Annotated in this window: 25 protein-coding genes; 15 read left to right on the forward strand and 10 right to left on the reverse strand. The window is 35.7% G+C overall.

Features of this window, described 5'->3' with window-relative positions; all coding sequences use genetic code 11:
• Positions 1-57: 57 nt before the first annotated feature.
• The gene (locus ORL93_RS23855; protein WP_003195901.1) at positions 58-198 is read left to right on the forward strand and encodes a hypothetical protein; all 141 of its coding nucleotides are present in this window, start codon (positions 58-60) and stop codon (positions 196-198) included.
• A complete protein-coding gene (locus ORL93_RS23860) occupies positions 199-396 on the forward strand; it encodes a DUF3813 domain-containing protein (RefSeq protein ID WP_003195898.1) in 198 nt (65 codons plus the stop codon). It abuts the gene before it with no gap.
• Positions 397-423: 27 nt separating this feature from the next.
• On the opposite strand, the gene ORL93_RS23865 is transcribed toward ORL93_RS23860, so the two are convergent.
• Entirely contained in the window at positions 424-1,281 is an 858-nt protein-coding gene (locus ORL93_RS23865; RefSeq protein WP_033798724.1) for a YitT family protein, read from the reverse strand.
• 107 nt (positions 1,282-1,388) lie between these two features.
• Here ORL93_RS23865 and ORL93_RS23870 point away from each other — a divergent pair, with 107 nt between their 5' ends.
• Together ORL93_RS23870 and prsA are read left to right on the forward strand one after the other, a co-directional pair.
• Entirely contained in the window at positions 1,389-1,520 is a 132-nt protein-coding gene (locus tag ORL93_RS23870; protein WP_001120851.1) for a DUF3941 domain-containing protein, read from the forward strand.
• 123 nt (positions 1,521-1,643) lie between these two features.
• Positions 1,644-2,498 carry a peptidylprolyl isomerase PrsA gene (prsA, locus tag ORL93_RS23875; RefSeq protein WP_003195894.1) on the forward strand — a complete coding sequence of 285 codons (855 nt, stop codon included), beginning with the start codon at positions 1,644-1,646 and terminating at the stop codon, positions 2,496-2,498.
• A 322-nt stretch (positions 2,499-2,820) separates the two neighbouring features.
• Here the strand turns inward: prsA and ORL93_RS23880 are convergent, their stop codons facing one another.
• Positions 2,821-3,687 carry a CvfB family protein gene (locus ORL93_RS23880; RefSeq protein WP_006093927.1) on the reverse strand — a complete coding sequence of 289 codons (867 nt, stop codon included), beginning with the start codon at positions 3,685-3,687 and terminating at the stop codon, positions 2,821-2,823.
• A 142-nt stretch (positions 3,688-3,829) separates the two neighbouring features.
• Here ORL93_RS23880 and ORL93_RS23885 point away from each other — a divergent pair, with 142 nt between their 5' ends.
• Complete coding sequence (locus tag ORL93_RS23885; protein WP_003195889.1) at positions 3,830-4,321, forward strand: YajQ family cyclic di-GMP-binding protein; 492 nt, start codon at positions 3,830-3,832, stop codon at positions 4,319-4,321.
• Between the two features lie 789 nt (positions 4,322-5,110).
• Complete coding sequence (locus ORL93_RS23890) at positions 5,111-6,451, forward strand: SpaA isopeptide-forming pilin-related protein (RefSeq protein ID WP_097794821.1); 1,341 nt, start codon at positions 5,111-5,113, stop codon at positions 6,449-6,451.
• Between the two features lie 652 nt (positions 6,452-7,103).
• On the opposite strand, the gene ORL93_RS23895 is transcribed toward ORL93_RS23890, so the two are convergent.
• Complete coding sequence (locus ORL93_RS23895) at positions 7,104-8,375, reverse strand: alpha-amylase family glycosyl hydrolase (RefSeq protein WP_097794822.1); 1,272 nt, start codon at positions 8,373-8,375, stop codon at positions 7,104-7,106.
• A 247-nt stretch (positions 8,376-8,622) separates the two neighbouring features.
• On the opposite strand from ORL93_RS23895, the gene ORL93_RS23900 reads away from it, so the two are divergent.
• Positions 8,623-9,885, forward strand: coding sequence for an ammonium transporter (locus ORL93_RS23900; RefSeq protein WP_265959616.1), 1,263 nt, complete (start codon positions 8,623-8,625; stop codon positions 9,883-9,885).
• A gap of 212 nt (positions 9,886-10,097) precedes the next feature.
• Here ORL93_RS23900 and ORL93_RS23905 read toward each other — a convergent pair whose 3' ends face one another.
• Positions 10,098-11,564 (reverse strand): catalase, encoded by a 1,467-nt coding sequence (locus ORL93_RS23905; protein WP_097794824.1) that lies wholly within the window; start codon positions 11,562-11,564, stop codon positions 10,098-10,100.
• A gap of 57 nt (positions 11,565-11,621) precedes the next feature.
• The gene (hemH, locus tag ORL93_RS23910; RefSeq protein ID WP_097794825.1) at positions 11,622-12,581 is read right to left on the reverse strand and encodes a ferrochelatase; all 960 of its coding nucleotides are present in this window, start codon (positions 12,579-12,581) and stop codon (positions 11,622-11,624) included.
• Between the two features lie 479 nt (positions 12,582-13,060).
• Here hemH and ORL93_RS23915 point away from each other — a divergent pair, with 479 nt between their 5' ends.
• Complete coding sequence (locus tag ORL93_RS23915) at positions 13,061-13,858, forward strand: LysM peptidoglycan-binding domain-containing protein (RefSeq protein ID WP_097794826.1); 798 nt, start codon at positions 13,061-13,063, stop codon at positions 13,856-13,858.
• A 245-nt stretch (positions 13,859-14,103) separates the two neighbouring features.
• On the opposite strand, the gene ORL93_RS23920 is transcribed toward ORL93_RS23915, so the two are convergent.
• On the reverse strand, positions 14,104-15,291 hold the full coding sequence (locus ORL93_RS23920; protein WP_265959617.1) for a glucan-binding protein: 1,188 nt from the start codon (positions 15,289-15,291) through the stop codon (positions 14,104-14,106).
• 304 nt (positions 15,292-15,595) lie between these two features.
• Positions 15,596-17,449, reverse strand: coding sequence for an asparagine synthase (glutamine-hydrolyzing) (gene asnB, locus ORL93_RS23925; RefSeq protein WP_265959618.1), 1,854 nt, complete (start codon positions 17,447-17,449; stop codon positions 15,596-15,598).
• A 272-nt stretch (positions 17,450-17,721) separates the two neighbouring features.
• Here asnB and ORL93_RS23930 point away from each other — a divergent pair, with 272 nt between their 5' ends.
• Positions 17,722-18,276 carry a DUF2777 domain-containing protein gene (locus ORL93_RS23930; RefSeq protein ID WP_003195877.1) on the forward strand — a complete coding sequence of 185 codons (555 nt, stop codon included), beginning with the start codon at positions 17,722-17,724 and terminating at the stop codon, positions 18,274-18,276.
• A 200-nt stretch (positions 18,277-18,476) separates the two neighbouring features.
• Here the strand turns inward: ORL93_RS23930 and ORL93_RS23935 are convergent, their stop codons facing one another.
• On the reverse strand, positions 18,477-18,836 hold the full coding sequence (locus ORL93_RS23935; protein ID WP_033794635.1) for a YisL family protein: 360 nt from the start codon (positions 18,834-18,836) through the stop codon (positions 18,477-18,479).
• A gap of 161 nt (positions 18,837-18,997) precedes the next feature.
• Here ORL93_RS23935 and rocD point away from each other — a divergent pair, with 161 nt between their 5' ends.
• The gene (gene rocD / locus ORL93_RS23940; protein WP_265959619.1) at positions 18,998-20,188 is read left to right on the forward strand and encodes an ornithine aminotransferase; all 1,191 of its coding nucleotides are present in this window, start codon (positions 18,998-19,000) and stop codon (positions 20,186-20,188) included.
• Between the two features lie 34 nt (positions 20,189-20,222).
• On the opposite strand, the gene ORL93_RS23945 is transcribed toward rocD, so the two are convergent.
• Both ORL93_RS23945 and ORL93_RS23950 read right to left on the reverse strand, forming a co-directional pair.
• Positions 20,223-20,729, reverse strand: a complete 507-nt coding sequence (locus ORL93_RS23945) for an HXXEE domain-containing protein (RefSeq protein ID WP_097794830.1) — start codon at positions 20,727-20,729, stop codon at positions 20,223-20,225.
• Positions 20,698-21,597, reverse strand: a complete 900-nt coding sequence (locus ORL93_RS23950) for a fumarylacetoacetate hydrolase family protein (RefSeq protein ID WP_141556396.1) — start codon at positions 21,595-21,597, stop codon at positions 20,698-20,700. Before ORL93_RS23950 ends, ORL93_RS23945 begins: the two co-directional genes overlap by 32 nt.
• A 241-nt stretch (positions 21,598-21,838) precedes the next feature.
• On the opposite strand from ORL93_RS23950, the gene ORL93_RS23955 reads away from it, so the two are divergent.
• From ORL93_RS23955 to ORL93_RS23975, 5 genes are all read left to right on the forward strand, one after another.
• On the forward strand, positions 21,839-22,018 hold the full coding sequence (locus tag ORL93_RS23955) for an aspartyl-phosphate phosphatase Spo0E family protein (RefSeq protein WP_003206142.1): 180 nt from the start codon (positions 21,839-21,841) through the stop codon (positions 22,016-22,018).
• Positions 22,019-22,153: 135 nt separating this feature from the next.
• A complete protein-coding gene (locus tag ORL93_RS23960; RefSeq protein WP_006093916.1) occupies positions 22,154-22,375 on the forward strand; it encodes a spore germination protein in 222 nt (73 codons plus the stop codon).
• A gap of 16 nt (positions 22,376-22,391) precedes the next feature.
• Entirely contained in the window at positions 22,392-22,598 is a 207-nt protein-coding gene (locus ORL93_RS23965) for a spore germination protein GerPB (RefSeq protein ID WP_097794832.1), read from the forward strand.
• Positions 22,599-22,862: 264 nt separating this feature from the next.
• Positions 22,863-23,477: a spore germination protein GerPC gene (gerPC, locus tag ORL93_RS23970; RefSeq protein ID WP_097794833.1), complete on the forward strand. Its 615-nt coding sequence runs from the start codon at positions 22,863-22,865 to the stop codon at positions 23,475-23,477.
• A 6-nt stretch (positions 23,478-23,483) separates the two neighbouring features.
• Entirely contained in the window at positions 23,484-23,678 is a 195-nt protein-coding gene (locus tag ORL93_RS23975; RefSeq protein ID WP_018766557.1) for a hypothetical protein, read from the forward strand.
• Positions 23,679-23,681 lie beyond the last annotated feature (3 nt).

Consider the following 23,681-nt stretch of genomic DNA (forward strand, 5'->3'; position numbering starts at 1 on the left):
TATAACTAGACACAGCGATGTGTCAGTTGTTTTCTGCTAAAAAAGGGGGAATTACGAATGGGTAAAAAGAACAAATCAAAACGTTTCACCCAACAAGGGGCCGATGCTGTTATGAAGCATGCTGAAAGATTCCCGTACCGCGGTACATTAGCTGATGCAGAAAAAGAACGAAACAACTCTTCTCTCGGAGGGGTTTAAATGGGTAACTTATTATTTCAGCAAGCACGAGATGCTGTTGCAGGCGCCGTTTCTTGTTCAAGCGGCACAGAACAGCGGGAACTCGTTTATAGAGCCAAAAATGCTTTGCAATCCGCTTATGCTAATTCTTCAACTGCTGAAAAGGTACAACTGCGCGAGATGCAACAGCAACTGCAAAACATTACTAACACACATTAAAACAAGAGGACCGATTCCCGGTCCTCTTTAATCTTTCCGAAACAACCCAAATATACCGACTGTTTGAATAACATTTGTAAATGCGCCAGGATCTACCTGTCTAATAATTCTCTCTAGTTCATATAGCTCGTAACGGGTAATCACAATCATTAGCATTTCTTTATTTTCATTTGTATATGCCCCTGTCGCTGGTATAGTTGTAATACCGCGTACTAAACGTGCTTGAATCGCTTTTCGTACATCTTTACCATTTTTCGTAACGATAAATGCTGTAATTTTCACATGACGAGTATGAATTGCATCAATAATCCTCGATGATACATATAGTGTCACTAACGTGTATAACGCTTTTTCCCATCCGTACAAATAGCCAGCTGCAATAATAATGATTGCATTAAAGAAAAAGAAATATGTTCCGACAGGCTTATCTTTTATTTTTGACAAAATCATTGCAATGATATCTAAACCACCTGTGGAAGCTCCCCATTTTAAGGCAATTCCTACCCCTATCGCTGAAATGAGACCACCAAAAATAGCATTCAATATAATATCATTTGAAACAGCCTTCACTGGTATAATTTCTAAAAACAGTGTCATAAATACAACACATAAAAAACTAAATAACGTAAACGCTTTTCCGACCTTTTTCCATGCTAAAATAACAACCGGAATATTAAATAAAGCAAAAAGTACTCCCGTCGATATGTGAATCGATGCAAAATCACCTAACACTTGCGAAAGCAATTGAGATAATCCCGCGAAACCGCTCGCATATACTTTTGCTGGCGTTAAGAACAAGTTCATTCCAATTGCATTTAATAAACCTGCGATGATAACAACAATTAGTTTTTTCGTTAATTCGGCATAATTTAATTTTAAGTCCATACCCCATCCACCTTTATACATAATAGGTTCACCACTACTCGTATACATAGTCTTTACGAAAACGGAAATGATAAACGTACAACTGTTTAGAAATGGAGTTGATATGTATGCCGCATACAAGCGATAATGACAAAAAAGCACGCGATAATAATGCAAAGCGCACACAAAAAAATGAACAAGAACAAAAAAATATTCAGCAAGGAAAACGTGCATACTCTAAAAAAACAGATCATCTTTAATTATTTCGTACATCAACATAATTGTTGATGTACTTTTTTATTTCACAAAAAACATCTCAAATTCACTTCTTGTTCACTTCTCTATTTTACAATAATAACAGCATAATTAGATGAGGTGTTAGGATGAAAAGAAAACAATTATGGATAGCAACAGCTGCGCTCGGAACGTTAATGCTGTCTGCTTGTGGTCCAAAAGATAACTCAGAGGCGATTGCAACATCAAAAGTTTCAACCATTACAAAAGGTGATTTTGACAAGCAGTTAAAAGAACGGTACGGAAAAGATATGCTATATGAAATGATGGCACAAGATATCATGACAAAAAAATATAAAGTATCTGATGATGAAGTCGATAAAGAATTCAAAAAAGCAAAAGATCAATTTGGTGATCAATTCAAAACGGTATTAGAAAGTAACCGCCTAAAAGATGAAGATGACTTTAAAAATCAAATTAGGTTCAAATTAGCAATGAACGAAGCCATTAAGAAAAGCATTACAGATAAAGATGTAAAAGCAAACTATAAACCTGAAATTAAAGCCAGCCACATTTTAGTAAACGATGAAAAAACGGCAAATGATATTAAGAAACAACTGGATGAAGGTGCTTCATTCGAAGAGTTAGCAAAACAACAGTCACAGGACCCAGGTTCAAAGGAAAATGGCGGAGACCTTGGATACTTCGGTCCAGGTAAAATGGTACCTGAATTTGAAGAAGCGGCTTACAAATTAAATGTCGGTGAAATTAGCAAACCTATCAAGTCATCACAAGGCTATCACATTATTAAACTTACCGATAAAAAAGAATTAAAACCATATGATGAAGTAAAAGATTCCATTCGTAAAAATCTGGAAGAAAAGTTGTTAGCAGATCAAACTACCGGTCAAAAAATATTGTTAGACGAATTCAAGAAAGCTGATATTAAAGTAAAAGATAGTGATTTGAAAGATACATTCTCTCGTCTTTCCGGACAACAATAAAAAATCTAGCAACAGAGTGGGCTAGTAGAAAAATAGTAAATGAAATTTCACCCCGCATTAACGGGCAGTAAGACTCCCACCTCAAGATTCAGAGAAAAACGAGAAAGATAAGTGAGGAATCAACTGCTCGTAAAAGCCCGATTGGCGAGAGCTAATAATCAGTGGGAGATGAAGAAAACCCCACTGATTAAAGTTTCACTTTACCGGAGCAAATTCGAATATATCGACGTTCCGACACATAACGACAAAAAATAGGAGCCTGCTGACTCCTGTTTCCCAACACTCTGAAAATCCGAACAGGCATGAGCCTGTTCGGATTTTTTTATTTCTTGAAGTACGTCCAACCTTCTTCTTGATAAACCTTTTCTTCTTTCATCAACTTACCAAGCGCACGTTTAAACGCTGCTTTACTCATATTAAAACGTTCTTTAATGTCTTCTGGATGGCTTTTATCCCAAAACGGCATTGCTCCTCCGCGGCTCTCCATGTACTCATAAACCACCGCAGCATCATCTTCCATTCCCTCTTCTTTACGCGGAAGAAGTGAAATATTAATCGTACCATCATCTTTCACATCAATAATACGGCCCGTTACACGCTCACCAATACGAACTTGTTCTTTTCTTTCTGTGTGGTGTAAAAAGGCACGGAAATGTTCATCCGTTAATACAAACGAACCAACTTGAAGTGAGCGATATACACGTCCGTTCACATTTTTATTACGCATAGATGGCGTTGCCTCTACAATAATTTCCTGCATATCTGAATCTCTTGCCGGAAGAGCAATAAGACGGCCGCGATTTGTTAATTTTAATGTACAATATAACTCATCGCCTTCTTCTGGCCAAACTGGTGTATAAATTGGAAACTCATCAGCTGGGATTAAGATATCCTTAGAAACACCGATATCAACGAACACACCTAAATCAGGTTTTACTTCTACAACTTTTACCCAATTCCAATCACTTATCGTAATAAGCGGCGTCTTCATTGTCGCAGAAATTCGCTCTTGATGATCAAGATATAGAAATACATCAATCGTATCGCCTTCCTCAATTTCTCCCGCTACTTCATTTTTATGTAAAAATACTTCTTCATAACCATCCTCATCGTCAAATCCAACCATATATCCAATTTCCGTTTCTCGTAAAACAGTTACCTGTTCAATCGATCCTGGCTGCAAATACATATATTTTAATTCCCTTCTATATATAAAGTATATTTTTATCATTCCAAAGAAAGCTTCATTATAACACGAATTTTCCTTTATTTGTCCAACTCGCAAAAATTCACTATAATAAGAGATGGAATTTAATTTGGAGGTGCTTACTATGGCAAAAGATAGTTCTTTTGACATCGTTTCAAAAGTAGAATTACCAGAAGTAACAAATGCTATTAACATCGCATTAAAAGAAATTCAAAATCGATATGACTTTAAAGGAAGCAAAAGTGATATTAAATTGGAAAAAGAAGTAATCGTTTTAACTTCTGATGATGAATTTAAATTAGATCAAGTAAAAGATGTTCTTATTTCAAAACTAGTTAAACGCGAAGTACCAATTAAAAACTTAGACTACGGAAAAGTAGAAAGCGCTACTGGTAACACAGTACGTCAACGTGCAACACTGCAACAAGGTATCGATAAAGATAACGCGAAGAAAATTAATAACATTATTAAAGAGTTAAAATTAAAAGTGAAAACACAAGTACAAGATGATCAAGTACGCGTAACAGCAAAAAGCCGCGATGACTTACAAGCAGTAATCGCAGCGGTTCGTAGCGCTGATTTACCAATCGACGTACAATTCATTAACTATCGTTAATAGAAAAACAATAAAAAATGATAAACATATGTAAAATAGCGCTTTACCTAACCCTTTTTGGTCAGATGAAGCGCTATTTTTTCATATTTTGGCACGCTACAATGAGATAGACCTGCATTTGGACAGACTTCAGCCCCCAGAACCGAACGTATCGATAACCATCTACTTTTGTCTATAATTGAAATTTATCCGGATTATACCTATTTTTCAAATATTCTCATTAATCACTTCTATTTTTACAGGAAAAAATTGTTTCACCTTCTAACTAAATAAAATCCATTATTCTACCCATGATATTCCTTATATATAAAATTATAAATTATAACATAAAAATACAATAACTTCGTATGCAATATTGCATACGAAAACAGATTGCAAACCATCTATTTTCTGAATATAATAAACATAAAATATGGCTAAATTTTCAGAAAATAAATAAAGGTAATTTTAAAGAGCGGATTGAATACCAAAAACGTTTATCTAATAAACGAATTATTAATTGTGTTTATTTTCAAACAGCTAGATTTCACCTTTCAAAACTCATTTTTTTGAAAAGATTTTTAATAGTATAGAATAATATTTATATCAAGAAAGTTAGTCCAATACATAGTAATCTTAATAAAGGTTATAGCTCAGATAAGTCAACAAATATTGTCAGACATTATAAGATTCTAAAATAATCATTATTTTAATTTAAATTTTCAGAATAATCAAACCGAAATATCCGAAGTAAGAAAAATTAACATGTACATATTTATTACTAAAACTTTAATGAATGGTGGGAATGAAATGAAACGCAAAGTATTAACAAAATGGTTTGGAATTATAAGTTTAATCATTATGTTGCTAGGAGTTTCTATTCCACAAGCAGCAGCTGAGATAATACATCAAGAAAAGTTTCAAATTAACTGGAATCACATTAAATTCAAAGGTGCTGAAGTAAAAATAAAGGCAGATCTCTTAAAAACTTCATCAAAAGATGTTGCATATTGTTTATCACCTGATTTGAATTCACCAAACGGAGAGGAACTTCCTGAAATCGGGAAAGAAAATGATTTTGTATATCGTGTTTTACTTTATGGCTATCCTCAAAAAACACCAGCTGAACTGGGAGTTTCTACAAAAGAGGAAGCATACTATGCAACTCAATTAGCTATCTGGGTTGCATCTAAAAAAATCGAAATTGCTGATTCAAAACCAGAGAACCAACCGGTATATAATCTTGTAAAACAGCTGATAGACAAAGCTTCTAAAGGTACTGAAGTACAGGAAACATACTTAAACATAATACCTAATGAAAAACAGACAGTAGAGCAAAATGGGGACTATCTTGAAACCAAATTATATACGGTTCAATCAAATGCCTTATCTGGAGTATATTCCGTTCAATTGGAGGGGGCACCAGAAGGAGTGAAAATTTCAAATGAACAAGGTGAAGAAAAGAATGAATTCTCTATAAAGGAAAAATTTAAAATTTTAATTCCAAAAAAATCGACAAATGGAACTTTCAAACTAAGAGTACATACAAAATTGCAAAGTTTACAAGCAGTTATTTTTGATGGCAAACAAAAGGTTCAAAATACCACAGCTTTATTGCCAAGAATGAGTGAAAAAAGTAGTACTGATATAGCAGTACAATGGGAATCATTAGGATCTCTAAAAATTACGAAGGTAGGAGAGAATAGAGAAACTTTAAAAGGAGCGGTATTTGAGGTTGCAAGTGAAAATGGCGATTTCAGGAAAGAAATCACTACAACTAAAGATGGAGTTGCACTATTAAATCAGCTTCCTATTGGTACATATATTATAAAGGAAATTCAGGCACCAGAGGGTTATGTACTGGACCCTACAATACAGAGAATGGAAGTAAAGAACGGCGAAATAGCAAAAATAGAAATAAAGAATAAAAAAATAAAAAACGAGCTGCAAGTTACAAAAATACATGATACATATAAAAACACTAAACAATCTGATGATATACAAAATAAAGAGTACACAGAAGAAAAAGAGCATGTAAGTCAAGAACAATATTACTTACCATCAACAGGAGGAAAATTTCCAATTACATCATATATAGGAATATCATTTGTTGTTTTAGGACTCTACATATTGAAAGTAAAACACAAATAAGTTACAAATAGTAGAGGCTTATTATTAAAATTTATAGAAGGTAGTAGCTAATACTTAATATTCAAGATACCTTAATAGCCCTATATAATGTTAACAGATGTTTCGTGAAAATGTAGCTTATAATGATTCTTAAAAATGAAAACGCTTGCAAAATTAAAGGTTATTAAACTATAGGTATGTCTTTTTATCCTAGGAACTATGAGAGACACCTACTAAAATAAATAAACATTAGTTTTGTATTCAGGAGAATCCATCCAATTTTGCAAGTGGTAGTAGTTTAGTAAATAGGCGAGATAAAGAATAAGCCAAAAAACAAATTTATCAAATAGAACCGTATAATGCACAAAAAGGGTACTCATTGGCGGCAATTACATTTACATACTAAAGCATAAAAAGCTTTTTCACCATGAAATTGATACTGTTGAACCCATGCCCGCAGAACAGGAGGAGCTACTTAAATAGAATCTGCGATGTCTTTTCGGATCTCCGAACGGTTTAAATAACGTTTTACAGCCTTTAACTTCTCTTCGATTGTAAATTAAAAAGCACCTCCAATTGTTAAACTGTGTCTAACAATTGGAGGTGTTCTTCATAATCTCCTTTTATTTTCATAACTACGGCTTGTATATAGTCTAAAACCTACCCTCTCCTATTATTTCTTCTTTTTCTTTACCGCGATTAAAAAAGCAATAAACAAAACATTTACCCCAATTAGTAAAGAGATAAAAAGCCAATTAACCCCTGTTTTTTCTCTAACTTGATATACATTTGCTTCTTCTCGCTTCAATACGAGATAATAATTCCCATCTTCTTCTCTAATGATTTCATCTTCCAATAATCCCTTTAATTCTCGATTTTCTCCTATCTCATTTGCCGAAAGTGAAACTTTTTGCGTCTCTTTCGTGTTGTTAATTGCAACAAGTGTCACTTCATCTTTATACGTCCTTTTTAGCACACTCATTCCAGTCTTATCATATAACAACTCAAATGTCCCACGGCGAAGAGAGGGGAATTTTTGACGAATCTCTCCCAATCTCGTTACATACTGTAAAAACTTTTCATCTGTTTTAAAATCCATTAAGCGGCGATTATCTGGCACTCCCCCGCCATCAAGCGCAATTTCCGTTCCGTAGTAAACAATCGGCATCCCTGGTGTTGTATATAAATAAGTAAGCGCAAGTTTTAAACGAGCCGGCGGATAATATGCTTTCTCTTTCGCGATTCTGACAAACCGCTTTGTGTCTTGATTATCTAAAAAATTACTTGTTACTTTACCATTTTCGATTAAACTAACGTCATAAAGTGGTTTAATAGGTGTATCCGTTTTCGTAAAGACATCTGTTATGTGCTTATAGTACTCATTATGTATACCCTCTCCCTCATCAGTCATAACGAGGAAATCTTTTTTTATTCCTTGAACACTTTGTTTTACTGTATTTAAAAAGGCACGAGATATTTCTTTACTATGCATAAGATAACTTCCATCTATGTTTGCTTCTTTCATCCACCATTTTATCGAATCAATAAGCGTTTCTTGCTCTTTTTCTACAACAAACTGAAACACCACTTTCATATCTCGTTTATGTGCTTCTTGTACAAGTTGTTTCACATCTTGCATTGACCCAAAATGTTCATTCACTTTTTGCAAATCAACCATACCATACCCATCATACGTTTCACCTTTAAAAATTGGCGAAAGCATAATAGTAGTGAATCCCATCTCTTTTATGTAATCTATTCGCTTTACAATCCCTTGTATATCTCCCCCTTGGTATCTTTCTAAATTCCCTACATCAAGCTGTTTATCGTTTTTTGCATCTCCATTATTAAAACGGTCAACCATAATAGAATATACTACTTCATCTTGCCACTCTCTTTTTTCTTCCGCTAATGTATGTATAGGCGCTAAGAAAGCAAATACCATACAAAAACAAATCAACACTCCTCTTCTCCATATCTTCTTCACATAATATCCCCCAACTTCTTTTTAATTGTAAGAATAGTATATCAATTTTCCGAACAAACCGCACTTACACAAACGACATGTTAGGTTTTCTCACGTAACATTTTAAATTTTCTGAAAAATATGTTGATTTTTTATTTATTATTGAATATGATATGAAACATAACATTGAATGTAATATTTTATAACATTATAGGAGGGGAAAAGAATGAACATGGGAGATACTGTGTTTTTATTTTTAGCGACGGTAATAGTTATGATTATGACGCCAGGTTTGGCACTGTTTTACGGCGGGATGGTTCGTAGCAAAAATGTACTGAGTACTACAATGCATAGCTATAGCGCGATGGCGATTGTTTCCATTCAATGGATTTTTATCGGTTATTCTTTATCATTCGGGCCAGATTGGAATGGCGTCATTGGTACATTAGATTGGTTCGGCTTACAAAACGTAACTTACGCGCCAAACGCAGACTACTCCGCTACTATTCCTCACAATTTATTTATGATGTTTCAACTTATGTTTGCAATCTTAACACCAGCGCTCATTTCAGGAGCATTCGCTGAAAGAATGCGATTTTCTGCTTTTCTCATTTTCATCCTTATTTGGACGACAATCGTTTATAATCCCGTTGCCCATTGGGTATGGGGCGTTGGCGGATGGCTTCGCGAACTCGGAGCATTAGATTTCGCTGGCGGTAACGTTGTCCATATCACATCCGGTGTCGCTGGGCTTGTATTAGCGATTTTCCTCGGTAAGCGAAAAGACGTAAACGGATCTTCTCCTCACCATCTCCCCTTTACACTTTTAGGCGCAGGCTTATTATGGTTTGGATGGTTCGGGTTTAACGTCGGTAGCGCCCTTACACTGAACGATGTAGCACTGACCGCATTCATTAATACAAATACCGCAGCCGCAGCTTCCGCCTTAACATGGATCTTAGCAGAGTGGTTCTTCCAATCAAAACCGACTGTAATGGGAGCGGCTTGCGGCGCTGTATCAGGCCTCGTTGCTATTACACCAGCTTGCGGATTCGTCACTCCTTTCTCCGCTCTTTTAATCGGAGCGATCGGAGGCGTTCTTTGCTTCGGAGCTGTCTTCTTTTTAAAACATAAACTTGGCTATGATGATGCACTTGATGCATTTGGATGTCACGGTATCGGCGGAACATGGGGCGGCATTGCAACAGGACTATTTGCAACCACTTCTGTAAATAGCGGCGGCGCTGATGGATTATTTTATGGAAATGCCGTACTCCTTTGGAAACAGCTAGCTGCAATTGGAGCGACTTATGCATTTACAATCGTGATGACGTACGCCATTATTAAAGGAATTAGTTTCTTCCTTCCCGTTCGCGCGCATGAGCATGAAGAGCAAATGGGGCTCGATATTTCGATGCATGGGGAGAAGGCTTATGAATATAGTGAGAAATCACTAGGCGAGGTGGCAATACAAAAAGAGGCTAAGTAATGCATTTTATAAGTATATAACTTTTATAATAGAAAAAGGTTTATCTCTTTTTAAATTCAAATTTAGAAAGTAAAAAATCTAATAAAAAATAAAGTTCTTATAAGTATTTTAAAAGAAAAGACGACTGAAAATTCAGCCGTCTTTTTATTCATTATATTAGTAGACACATATAGCAATTAAAATTTGAGAATAAAATAGAACCAGGAATATTATTATTTCTTAGGATTTCCTACATACGCTGAAATATCAACGTTTAATGCTTTTGCTAAGCGCATACCGTAATCACGATCTGCACGGAAGAAGTTACAGATTGCAAGTAATTTCGTTTGCTCATGCACATCTTTTAAATCGTTTGTTAAGTTGGCAATTAAGTTATCTTGTTCCTTTTTAGAGAATGAACGGTAACGCTCACCCGCTTGCTGGAAGTCGTTTGATTTATCGATTTTTTCACGAGATACATAACCTTCAAGCTTCATAGTTGAATCACGGTATGCTGGATCCTCAACTGGATTTTCAGCATGACGACTTGGCTCGTAGTTAATTGTTGATGGTTGTTGATTCATTTGCATTGCACCATCACGTTGTTGATTACGAACAGCTGCATATGGGCAGTTTACAGGGATTTGTAAGTAGTTCGCACCAAGACGGTATCGCTGTGTATCTGGATAAGAGAATAAACGTCCTTGTAATAATTTATCTTCAGACGGTTCAATACCAGGTACAGTCGCACTTGGAGTAAACGCAGCTTGCTCTACTTCTGCAAAGAAGTTTTGTGGGTTGCGATTTAACGTCATTGTTCCGACTTCTATTAATGGAAAGCGATCTTCTGGCCATACTTTTGTTGGATCTAATGGATCAAAGTCTAAAGAATCCATTTCATCAAGTTGCATTACCTGTACGTGAAGATCCCATTTTGGATAATCTCCGCGCTCGATTGCATCAAACAAATCACGAGTTGCATGGTTGAAGTCTTTTCCTTGTACTTGTTCTACTTCTTTTGCACTCAAGTTACGAACACCTTGCTGTGGTTTCCAATGATATTTAATATAAACAATTTTACCTTCTGCACTAATCCATTTAAATGAATGTACACCGAAACCTTCCATTTGACGATAGTTTGCAGGAGTACCGTAATCAGAGAATACCCATGTCATCATGTGTGTAGACTCTGGAGACAAAGTCATGAAGTCCCAGTAACGATCTGGAGTTTGAATATTTGTATCTGGTGCTGGTTTTAAAGAGTGCACCATGTCAGGGAATTTAATTGCATCACGAATGAAGAAAACTGGTAAATGGTTACCAACGATATCATAGTTTCCTTCCTCTGTATAAAACTTTACAGCGAAACCACGTGGGTCGCGAGCTGTTTCCGGAGAACCTTGCCCATGAATAACCGTTGAGAAACGAACGAATACAGGTGTTTCTGTTCCCTCGTTTTGTAAAAACGCTGCTTTCGTATATGCTTTCATGCTATTTTTCGTTACGAAAACACCATGAGCACCTGCGCCACGCGCATGAACAACACGTTCTGGAATACGTTCACGATCAAAATGAGCAAGTTTTTCTACTAAATGATAATCTTCTAATAATACCGGTCCACGGCGACCAGCTGTACGAGAATTTTGGTTATCCCCTACCGGAGCACCTTGGTTTGTTGTTAAGCGATTATTTGGATTCATCAAGAGGAACCTCCTATTATTTCATAATAATGATTACTTATTTAAAATCATTATAATTTAATTATTATTTAAAATTATTTTTTTGTCAATTATTTTATTCACTTTTTTGGAAACAATTTCTACTAAACAATCAATAAATAAGTCTTGAGCATTCGGCATAGCTGGTCTGAAATAGGATGCACCTAGTTCATCCGTTACAACTTTACATTCATAATCGTTGTCATACAGCACTTCTAAATGTTCTGCCACAAACCCGACAGGACAGTATACAAAAGATTCATAACCATGCTTTTCGTATAAATCTTTCGTTACATCTTGTACATCTGGTCCAATCCATGGATCTGGTGTATTTCCTGCACTTTGCCAGCCAATTGTATAATTTTGAATACCTGCTGCTTCAGCAATTAAATCTGCCGTATGCTGTAGTTGCTTCACATACGGGTCTCCTGCTGCAATAATCTTCTCCGGTAAACTATGCGCTGAAAAAATTACAACAGCTTTCTCCCCGTCTGTAATTCTAGTAAATGTTTCTTTTATTCGGTTTGCCCAATACACAATAAATTTCGGTTCATCGTACCATTGCTCAATCGGCTCTATAACAGGACCATTTATGTTCTCAGAAATCTTTTGGGCACGCTCGTTGTACGCTTTAATACTAAAAGTTGAATAATGAGGTGCTAACACAATACTAATTGCTTCCTCAATACCATCCCGCTTCATCTCTTCCACCGCATCTTCAATAAATGGAGCGATATGTTTTAGTCCCAAATAACATACAAATTCAAATTCTGAAAAACTCTTATTTAACTCATTTGTTAATTTTCTAGCTTGTTCCTTTGTAATTTTCGCAAGTGGTGAAATACCACCAATCGCTTTATAACGCCCCACTAAATCATCAAGCGCTTCTTGAGATGGTTTACGTCCATGACGAATATGCGTATAATACGCCTCTACATCCTCAAGTGATTCTGGTGTTCCGTACGCCATCACAAGTAAACCTATTTTCTTCTTATTCATCTATATTCACCTCAATATCAGAAATGAGAATCTTTTTCAAGAACATTCGTTTCCAGTATACCAATCGATAATGAGTACGTCAAAATAATAATTATAAATAAGTATTATTTATAATATGATTTTTAATTTTATTTGACAATTTATTTAATATCATTTGTCATATTCTAGTTTGCTTCCACTGAATTTTGAGATAGGGTCTTACTGTCCGCAAATAGCGAGATAAAAATGTAACAGTTAACATTCTAAAATCAAAATAAAATGAATAACAAATGAATAAAAATTATACGCAAGATATAAGATCATTAAGATATTCAGTTACATAAAGATCATTAATATGTTGATACACAATTAATGACGATACTCATTCAATTTGTTAGTACATAAATGACTTAACCACGAATAATCAATAAACATTCTAGTTTATGAATTTTTATTCGTAACTAAGTATATCTCAACTATTTTCAGGAGGGTTTTTTCGAATGAAGTTACATAAGGTGAAACATTTGCTACCTATATCTGCTGCAACAATTACACTCGTATCTAATCAAGGAACAGCTAATGCCGCAACGGTTTATACTGTTAAAAAGAATGACACTCTCTGGGATCTCAGCACCCACTATGGAGTTTCACTTCAAGCCATTAAACAAGCGAATCATAAGACGAATGATCGAATTTATATTGGAGAACAATTAACCATTCCTGTCTCGCCTTCATCAAGCGAATCTACACAACAAAAAGATGTGGCAGCTTCAAATCATTCAGCTCAAATTGTTTATCAAGTTCAACGAGGAGATACATTAGAAGCTATCGCAAAACGATACAATGTATCCATACAATCAATTAGACAAGCTAACAATACAAACGGCGATCGGATTTATGCAGGTCAACACTTAATTATTACGACAGGTATTTCAGAACAAGAACTGGACTTAATGGCTCGTTTGGTCACTGCCGAAGCCGGAGGAGAGCCTTACGCTGGGAAAGTCGCAGTGGCCAAAGTTATATTAAATCGCGTTGATGCAGTAGGATTTCCAAATACAATTACCGATGTTATTTATGAACCTATTAAATACGGCTATGCCTTTACACCAGTTACAGATGGAAGAATTGATCAACCAGCAACCCCCGAAGCGAGAATGGCGGTAGAAGAAGCAATTTCTACTAAAGGAATTAATTCTGATTGGCTTTATTTTTATAATCCAAAAACCTCTACCGACAAATGGATTACGACACGCCAAACTGTTGCAGTAATTGGGAATCATGTGTTTGCTAAATGAGGAATTGATTCATTAACTATATTTACTCTCGGACAGATCTCTTCCCTTGGAAGGTCTGTCCCTTTTTATTTCTCTTCTATAGATTCATAGAGAATATTCAACTACCCCTACCTTCACTTCGTTTAGAGGAGTGAGTCTTCTCGGTTAAAATGATAAAGAAGACACTCTAACAAGTGTCTTCTTTCATTGTAAAAATCTCTTAAAATATGTATCTAGTATCCTACATACTCATAAAAAAACTTTCGTTACATCATAGCGCCGTTATCTTTGAATGAATACCATTTCCCATCAATGAAATGTTTACCTGTTGCCATCGCACCGCTAGACTGTAAATAATACCATGTGCCATTTTCTTGTAGCCATCCTGTTTTCATCGTTCCATCTGTATTCATGTAATACCATGTGCCATTTTCTTGCACCCAGCCTGTTGTCATCGGGCCATCATAAAAGTAATACCATTTCCCGTTATAACTTAGCCAACCTGCGTGGCTTGCTCCAGTTTTATCATCAAAGTAATACCATTCACCATCAATTAATTTCCAGCCTGTAAACATTGATCCATCTGGATTGAAGTACCAACAAGTACCTCCTTCACACATTTTCCCTGTCCACATGGCACCACTGTCAGCGAAAACGTAACGCTTTCCTCCCTCATCTAACCAACCTTCGTTCCACCCATTAGCTGTGCTTTTCATCGTTCCATCTGCATTCAGGTAGTACCAATTCCCATTATCTTCAATCCAACCTGTTTGCATCTTAGAAGCCACAAAGTAATACCAGCTTCCTTTATAACTTAGCCAACCATTATGAGTATTAAAATGCGTCCGGCTTTCTTCGAAGTAGTACCATTCATTATTAATCAAATTCCAACCAGTTGCCATTGCTCCATCAGATAAGAAATAATTACCATCAGGATGTGAACCTATCCAATTGTTTACTTTCATATCTCCAGAGCCTGGATTCATGTAGTATATCTTACCATTATATTCAAGATAGCCCTCGTGTAAGTTTCCTCCTTGGTGAACGTAATACCATTCTCCTTCGTACTGAACCCAGCCTTCGTTCGTATATAACGCACCGTCTGCTCCTAATAAATAACATGAACCTTGATTAAAAATATTACCCGTTTTCATTGCTCCACTTTCAGCAAAGTAGTACCACTTTCCTCCATCACTTAACCAGCTATTACTTTTCATTGCCCCATCCGCATTCAAGTAATACCATGCACCATTATCTTTTAACCACCCTGTTTTCTTCACACCATTTTGATCATAGAAATACCATGTATTCCCCTCTTTTACCCAACCTGTTTTCTGCATTGCCTGTTCTGTTTTTGGAGCAAGTTGTTTTACAGCTTCTTGGTTTTCAGCATGAGATACTGCAGGAACTACAAACATTGCAGACATTAAAACTGGTAAAATAGTTTTCTTCATTTTCCATATCCCCCAAATAATGAATAATTTGTGTTTTTATTTCCACAAGGAGAATTATATTACGACGTTTCAATATAATCAACATTTTTTGTAATATATTTGTAATATTTTTCATTTACCCGAAACAAAAATGAATTAAAATTAATTTTTGTTACATTTTTGTTATATTTTTATTTTAATAAATTTTCAAATTAGTTATTCCTTTGAGACATTAAGAATAGATAAATGGCCCATATTCTGGAAATGTATATTCAAGTTAAATAGCGAAAAAAAGCGGCTCACAATGATTGTGAGCCACTTTTCACTATTCTTTAATATTTACCCCATACTCCTTAAACCACACATGAATTTGTGCCAAATGTGCCAATAGTTGTGGCCCGGTCATCAACTGACCAAACCATGGCGTTTGAAACGCACTACCACCTGATTGAATCAACCCTTGTAATTGTTCTTTATCAAACAACTCATGCAAAATTGAGTTTTTATCTGTTAACAGATTCTGTAACCACACTGTTACTGCTTCTGTGTAGTGCGGATTGTGCGTTTTTGGATACGGACTTTTCTTTCTGTACAATATATCATTTGGTAATGCACCTTCTAATGCTTTACGTAATAGACCTTTTTCGCGATTTTTATACATTTTCATTTCCCAAGGAATATTCCACGCATATTCGACAAGACGATGATCCGCAAATGGAACACGTACTTCTAGGCTCGCTCCCATACTCATACGATCCTTTCTGTCTAATAATGTCGTCATAAACCAAACCATATTCAAATAAAATAATTGTCGTCTTTTTGCTTCAATTGTACTTTCTCCTTCTAAAACCGGCACTTCCTGTATAGATTCTTCGTAGCGTCGTTGTACATATTCTTGCAGTTTTAATTTATCACGCCATTCTTTTTTCAGAAGTTGTTCGCGTGCCTCTGTAGAACGCATCCAAGGGAATGCACTTGATTGCAAATCATCTTCCCGGTAAAACCATGGATAACCTCCAAAGATTTCATCGGCACATTCGCCCGACAAACCGACGACAAAATCTTGTTTAATTTCTCGGCAAAACCATAATAATGAAGAATCGATATCTGCCATACCAGGTAAATCGCGAACGAGTACTGCTTCTGTTAAATACTCCGCTAACTGTTCATTGGAAATCACACAGCGGTGATGAATTGTACCAAATGTTTCTGTCATCAAATCAATAAATGGTGCATCCGAATTTGGTTGAAAAGCATTTGCTTTAAAATATTTTTCATTATCTTCATAATCAATCGAATACGTATGCAACTTCCCTTTTCCTTCTCTTTCATATGCCATTGCCGTAAACGCTGTAATGGCACTTGAATCTACCCCACCCGACAAAAATGTACATAACGGTACATCTGAAACCAATTGTCTTGTAATTGCATCCTTAAGCAGGAACCGTACTTGTTCTACTGTTTCTTCAAATGAATGTTCATGTTTTTTACTCTCAACATTCCAATAGCGCCATATACATAAACCATCTTTTGAAAAAGTAAGAACATGACCTGGACGTAGCTCTTGAATTCCTGCATAAATACCATGTCCAGGTGTTCGAGACGGTCCTAATCCAAATATTTCTGATAGTCCCTCTGTCGTAACTTCTGTCTTTACATCTGGATGAGCTAAAATAGCTTTTAATTCTGAAGCAAACAATAATCTTCCGTTTCCATATTTATAAAATAATGGTTTCACACCTAATCGATCCCGTGCAATAAACACTTGTTCTTTTTTCTCATCCCAAACTGCAAAAGCATATATTCCATTTAAATGATTCACACATTCTTCTTTCCATTCGATATAAGACGCTAATAATACTTCCGTATCAGAATGCCCTTTAAATCTATAACCTCTTTGCATTAATTCTTTACGAATATCTTCTGTATTATAAAGTTCCCCATTATAACAAATTGTGTAATACTCTTCTTCTTTCATACATGTACATGTCATCGGCTGTTTCCCGCCTTCAGGATCAACCACAATTAAACGTTTATGCCCAAAAGCAACATGCCTTTTGATCCAGACATTCGTATCATCTGGACCGCGCTTTGCAAGTGTTTCTGCCATCTTCGTAACCGTTTCTCTTTCACCTTCTAACGACCGCTTATAATCAATCCATCCTGTAATCCCGCACATATAAATCATCCTTCCTATCCTATATCCGTATAACTTTACTCCGTTCAAAACCCAAATAGAACCAAAAAGGCTGAACTGAAACAACTGCACGTAAAAGCCTAATTGATGAGGGCTAATGATCCAGACGGAATTTCGCCGTCCGGATAAAAAATTCACTGTATGAAGCATGTTTTTATTCTATGCCCACCTTTCTTTAGGTGTTCCATAGTTATAAAGAATGCCTGAACTGTCCATAACAGGAATAACTACTTCTATAAAAGGAGAAATCACGAATGAAACAACGCAAACATATTTTGTATAATCAACCGCGTGCTCATACAATTGGGAATGTGGAATATATAAACAATGAATGGATATTCTTTGATGATGAAAATGATGAAGCATTTTTGCTTGAGGATATTATTGAGGATGGATTTGAAGTTTTATATAACAACAATTGGCTACCGGCAAGATTCTACGAACAAAACATATTACAAATTGCAAATGAACATCATCCATTGCAAAATGGTGAAATGATACGAATTCGTAAAAAATTACTACTCAGTTATCATGAATGGTTAGAAGAACTATCCGATTCCGCTTTTGCGTTATTTGCAGAAACATTGCAGTCCTTCAATTATTCTTTATATGACTGTATATATTGTCATAATTTCTTATCGTTTCAGCCGAAAGAAGGGCCTTGTGAAGGTGTAAACCTTCTATTATTTGATAACGAAGAAATGATTTGCTCGTTGCACCATCATTACGTTCGGTATTCCACTTGTAATAAGAATATATTTCAATTTACAAAAACAAACGGGGAACAACTACATATAGAATCTACGTGAATACAAAAATAAGAAGAATCACTCATTCTCTATAGAACGAGCGATTCTTCTTATTTTTATTACAATAGCTATACCTCGTCTCTATCTTTTCCGTAATCAAACCTCATAAATGCATTTCATTTCATATAAGTTCAAATTTGACAAACCATTAAACAAAAACCATCTTATTCTCCTTTACAGAAAAATAAGATGGTTCTATTTTACGCAAATGGTGAAAATCCCATCGGTAATCGTAATCCAAGATATAGTACAATAACAAGCGCAATAATAAATTGAACCCAAAACGCCCCTGCTGGTTTCTTCTTACTTGTTTTCACAAGAATCATTTCCATTGCAGCAATAACCCAAACACCAACTAACATTTTTAGGCCATACCACATATGCATGTTCCCTGTTGCTGTTTTCATAATGCTTTGATACAGTAAGAAACCCGTTACAATGATGATGATATACACAAGACGAAGCCCCATATGTACGCCTTTACCTTTTCTTCCTGCCGTATACATAGAATACGCCACAAAGAATAAAATAAGCCCTAATGCCCACGCTGTAATATGCATGTGTGTTGTCACGATATCCCAACCTCCTCTTTTCACACTTTTTCACTTTATATGATACCATGTCCACTTCTTTTCAGGAAATATTTCGCTTTTTTACATTTAAATGATATAATATTTAGAGTATTTATAAACTTCTTGTAATAACAAAAGGGGGAACAATCATGATTCAAACAAAAGATATTATCGAACTAACAGACACATATGGAGCTCACAACTATCATCCGCTACCAATCGTAATTTCGAAAGCAGACGGAGTTTGGGTAGAAGATCCTGAAGGAAACCGCTACATGGACTTACTTAGTGCATATTCTGCGGTAAACCAAGGACACCGTCATCCGAAAATTATTGACGCTTTAATTGAACAAGCAAACCGTGTTACGTTAACTTCACGTGCCTTCCATAGTGATCAATTAGGTCCTTGGTACGAAAAAGTAGCGGAATTAACAAATAAAAATATGGTACTTCCAATGAATACAGGTGCGGAAGCTGTTGAAACCGCAATCAAAACAGCACGTCGCTGGGCATATGATGTGAAAAAGGTTGAAGAAAATAGAGCTGAAATTATCGTTTGTGAAGATAACTTCCATGGTCGTACAATGGGAGCAGTTTCCATGTCATCCAATGAAGAATACAAACGTGGCTTCGGACCAATGCTTCCTGGCATTATTGTGATTCCTTACGGTGATTTAGAAGCATTAAAAGCTGCAATTACACCAAATACAGCTGCATTTATTTTAGAACCAATTCAAGGAGAAGCAGGAATTAACATTCCACCAGCTGGATTCCTAAAAGAAGCATACGATGTATGTAAAAAAGAAAACGTTTTATTTGTAGCTGACGAAATTCAAACTGGTTTAGGTCGTACTGGTAAACTATTTGCATGTGATTGGGACAACGTAATTCCTGACATGTACATACTTGGTAAAGCACTTGGCGGCGGCGTATTCCCAATTTCTTGCGTTGCAGCAAATCGCGATATTTTAGGCGTATTCGAACCAGGTTCTCACGGCTCTACATTCGGTGGTAATCCACTTGCATGTGCTGTTTCTATTGCAGCTCTTGACATATTATTAGATGAGAAATTAACAGAGCGTTCTCTTCAATTAGGTGAAAAATTAGTAGGACAATTAAAAGAAATTGATAATCCTATGATCACAGAAATCCGTGGTAAAGGATTATTTATCGGAATCGAATTGAACGAGCCTGCTCGTCCATATTGCGAAAAATTAAAAGAAGCGGGTTTATTATGTAAAGAAACACATGAAAATGTAATTCGTATCGCACCACCTCTTGTTATTTCTGAGGAAGACCTAGAGTGGGCATTCCAAAAAATTAAAGCGGTATTATCTTAATCAAAACAAGCTGTCTCTTACGAGGCAGCTTGTTTCATGAAACAATCATTTTTGAGAAAAGCAATATCCCAACGATAACCGGAAATAGAAGCAACACACCTGCTATACAGGAGACAATCACATGTTTCAATTCCCACCGATCATTTCTTATCCCTCTCCGAAACCAAAACAATGAAAAAGGTATAATGAATATCACTGCCGTTACCAATCCTGGAACATATCTTTCTGTCAAAATTGCCCCAGTGATATGAAACAACCCATTCATCAAAATCATCGCTTGTATAACGAGCAATATATAAAGCGTGACTTTCTTTTTAAATATAGAATGAATACACACAAACAGAAAGACAATGCTTGTTAACAAACATAATGCAATGAAGAAATATTGTTTTTGCCCCGCGTTTTCTTCCATACGAATCGGTTGGAAATATTTCATTTCAGGGAAAAAATAATATTCCTCAGCATTATGAAATGCAAATAAAATAGGGATGAGCCAAATATATAACGTACTATTTGACCAGGTTTTGAAGCGTTCCAACATGCTGCACCGTTATTGTCACTTCATCACCAGCGCTTAGAAATTTAGGTGGTATAAACCCTTTCCCAACTCCCGCTGGTGTTCCAGTCGCAATAATATCCCCAGGCTCTAACGTCATCCCTTTACTTACGATAGAAATAATATCTTCTATTGAAAATATCATATTTGCAGTATTTGAAGTTTGCCGAACCTCTCCGTTCACTCTTGTTTCAATATCTAATTGATTCGGGGTTTCAATAGCCGTCTTATGAACTAAATACGGCCCCATTGGGCAAAATGTATCAAAACTTTTTCCTAAGAAAAATTGTTTATGTTTTCTTTGAATATCTCGAGCAGTTATGTCATTTACAATCGTATAACCGAAAACATATTCAAGCGCCTTATCTTTTGCAATTTGTTTTCCGCGTTTCCCAATCACAATTGCGAGTTCTCCTTCATAATCTAGTTCACTCGTTGCATGCGGATGACTGTGAATTTTCTCTCCATTCCCGATAACCGTCGTCGGCGCCTTTGTGAAAATCATGATATCTTTCGGAATAGACTCTTCTCCACCCATCTCTATCGCATGATCACGATAGTTTTTTCCGACGCAAAGAATATTCTTTCTTGGTCTTGGAATAGGTGCTAATGTTTTAACGTCTTGCAATGGATAATACGCCGTCGTTTCATTTTCCTTTGCCCAATTTATAATTTCTACCACCTTTTCAATAAAAGCATTTCCTTTTTCGATACACTCTAGCATTGTAATAGGAACTGTAATCTTTTCGCCTTTTTGCCGCTGTGCTTCTCTAATATGCAGCACTTTTTCTTCATACTCATCCACAATGCCAACAAATACTTTCTCTTCCTTCTTCACTGTAACAAACCGCATGATTTCCACTCTCCATCCTAAAACTCATACAATGTAATTGTATTCGCATTCCTTTAAAAAAAACCTGCCAATACATTTTAATTTTTACAAGATTCTTCATTTTTCACACTGTCCGATGTTATTTTGGAATAAAATGTAGAATTTTTACTTTTTTTATCGAAGCTATTTCTTTTTTATGGAACTTTTGTATAATATGTACTACATATATACTTAAAATTTATAAAGAGATGGAGCCGATTCTATGTTTGAGCAAGCGATTGAAAAAAAACGTGAGAAAATGATGTATTTTGCTGAACGTTACGGAATAACTTCTCAAAAAACAGTGGATTGTAGCCAAGAACTGGACAGGCTCTTAAATGTGGTTTGGCTTTTGAAAGCGGATTTTACCTCAACTTATACTATAGACGAACACACACAATGAAGTGTGTGTCTTTTATTTGAAAAAAGACACATTTTAATGAAAACGCCCATACAATAATAGAAAAGGATCTTGATTTTTCATATAGAACACGCATAATAACAGCAAGAAAAATTTTATTTATGAAAGGTGTTTGCTATGCCAGCGATGGTTGGACATATTCATATCGTTAACATTGGATCAAGTGGTATTTTTCATGTTGGAGATGTATTTGCAATTAGACCGATTAGTTACTCACGTGCTTTTGCAGGAGCTGGTTCTTTTAATGTGGGTGAAAATATTTCAGTATACAATTATCAAAATGCGACAACAGTCAATGATACAGACATAATCGATCAAGCTATAATTGGATCCAACTAAAGGAGGCGATTCGTAAGTGAACTTTTATGTACAGCAAAGTATTATCATTAATAAGATAAGAATTGAGAGCATTACAACATCCTCCGTTTTTCAAATTGGAAGTGCCGGCAGCATTAAAGCATTATCTAAATTTTCCAATACAGGTGGATTTACAGCGCCACTTCGCCCCTTAAAATCAAAAGGACAAATTATTTCTATTAAACCGATGATGGGTTCTTCTTAAGCTCTTTATGTCATAAACATATATAAATACAAATTGAAAAACCGACATAAAGCCATTCTTTTTAGGTGGGAGAGAGCATCCGGCCATGCATAGAAGCGGTCAAATCCTTTTCCTGTCCCATTCCAAGTGAAAACAAAGAGAAAAAATGCATCCATGTCATCTTTTGTTCTTCATAGCAACAACTTATATGTTGGAAAATCAAAATAGTTATATGTAGAACACCCAGAAACACACCTCCCTGTTCAAAAAAGGAGGCTTCACACAGTGAATCAAGATGTATATATTTACCTACAACAATTTCAACAAGTTCTTCAAAAACAACAAGAAGCAATTCATGCATTAGAAGAGCAAGTACAGACATTAAGGGAAGAACTTGATGAACTAAAAGGCCGGCCCTCCTCTTCTATAGGAAAAGTAGAATATAAATTCGATCAATTAAAAGTAGAAAACTTAAATGGTACGTTAAATATCGGCTTAAATCCATTCGCAACGAAAGGACAACAAATTGAAGATTTTGAGGTGGATACAGAAACATTAAAAGTAAATCCAGAAACACAAACAACTCCTGATTTTTATCAAGGCATTATTCAAGAAATGCATCGCTATTTAGATGAAGAAGCATATAATAGAATTCTTCATTTTGAACAAGAACAGCGGACACCACTCGATGATATGTATCGACAAATGATGATCGATGATATAAAAAAACAAATGGAACATCGCCTTCCTTACTATTTATCACAAGTACAACCGTATGAAGAGATTACATCAGATCCTCAGTATATGAAAGATACAATTATTCAAGCTATGAAACAAGATATTGATAAAGCATTCCTTTCCTTTATTCAGCACATACCGAACAATTTTCGAAAGGAGTAAGTTTATATGAATTTTAACGTGATAAATCGTGAAATGAAAGTTGGTCAGATTAAAATGAACGGGGTATCTTCATCTGCACTTTTTCTAATCGGTGATGCGAACCTTCTCATTCTCTCTTCTATTCTCGATACACCTTTCGAATCAGTTACCGAGGGTCCATTTGTACCTCTCGTAACTGCCGCGCCTACTACTCCAGGTTAAGGA

The sequence above is a fragment of the Bacillus sp. DHT2 genome (genome assembly GCF_026241455.1).
Taxonomy (GTDB): domain Bacteria; phylum Bacillota; class Bacilli; order Bacillales; family Bacillaceae_G; genus Bacillus_A; species Bacillus_A pseudomycoides.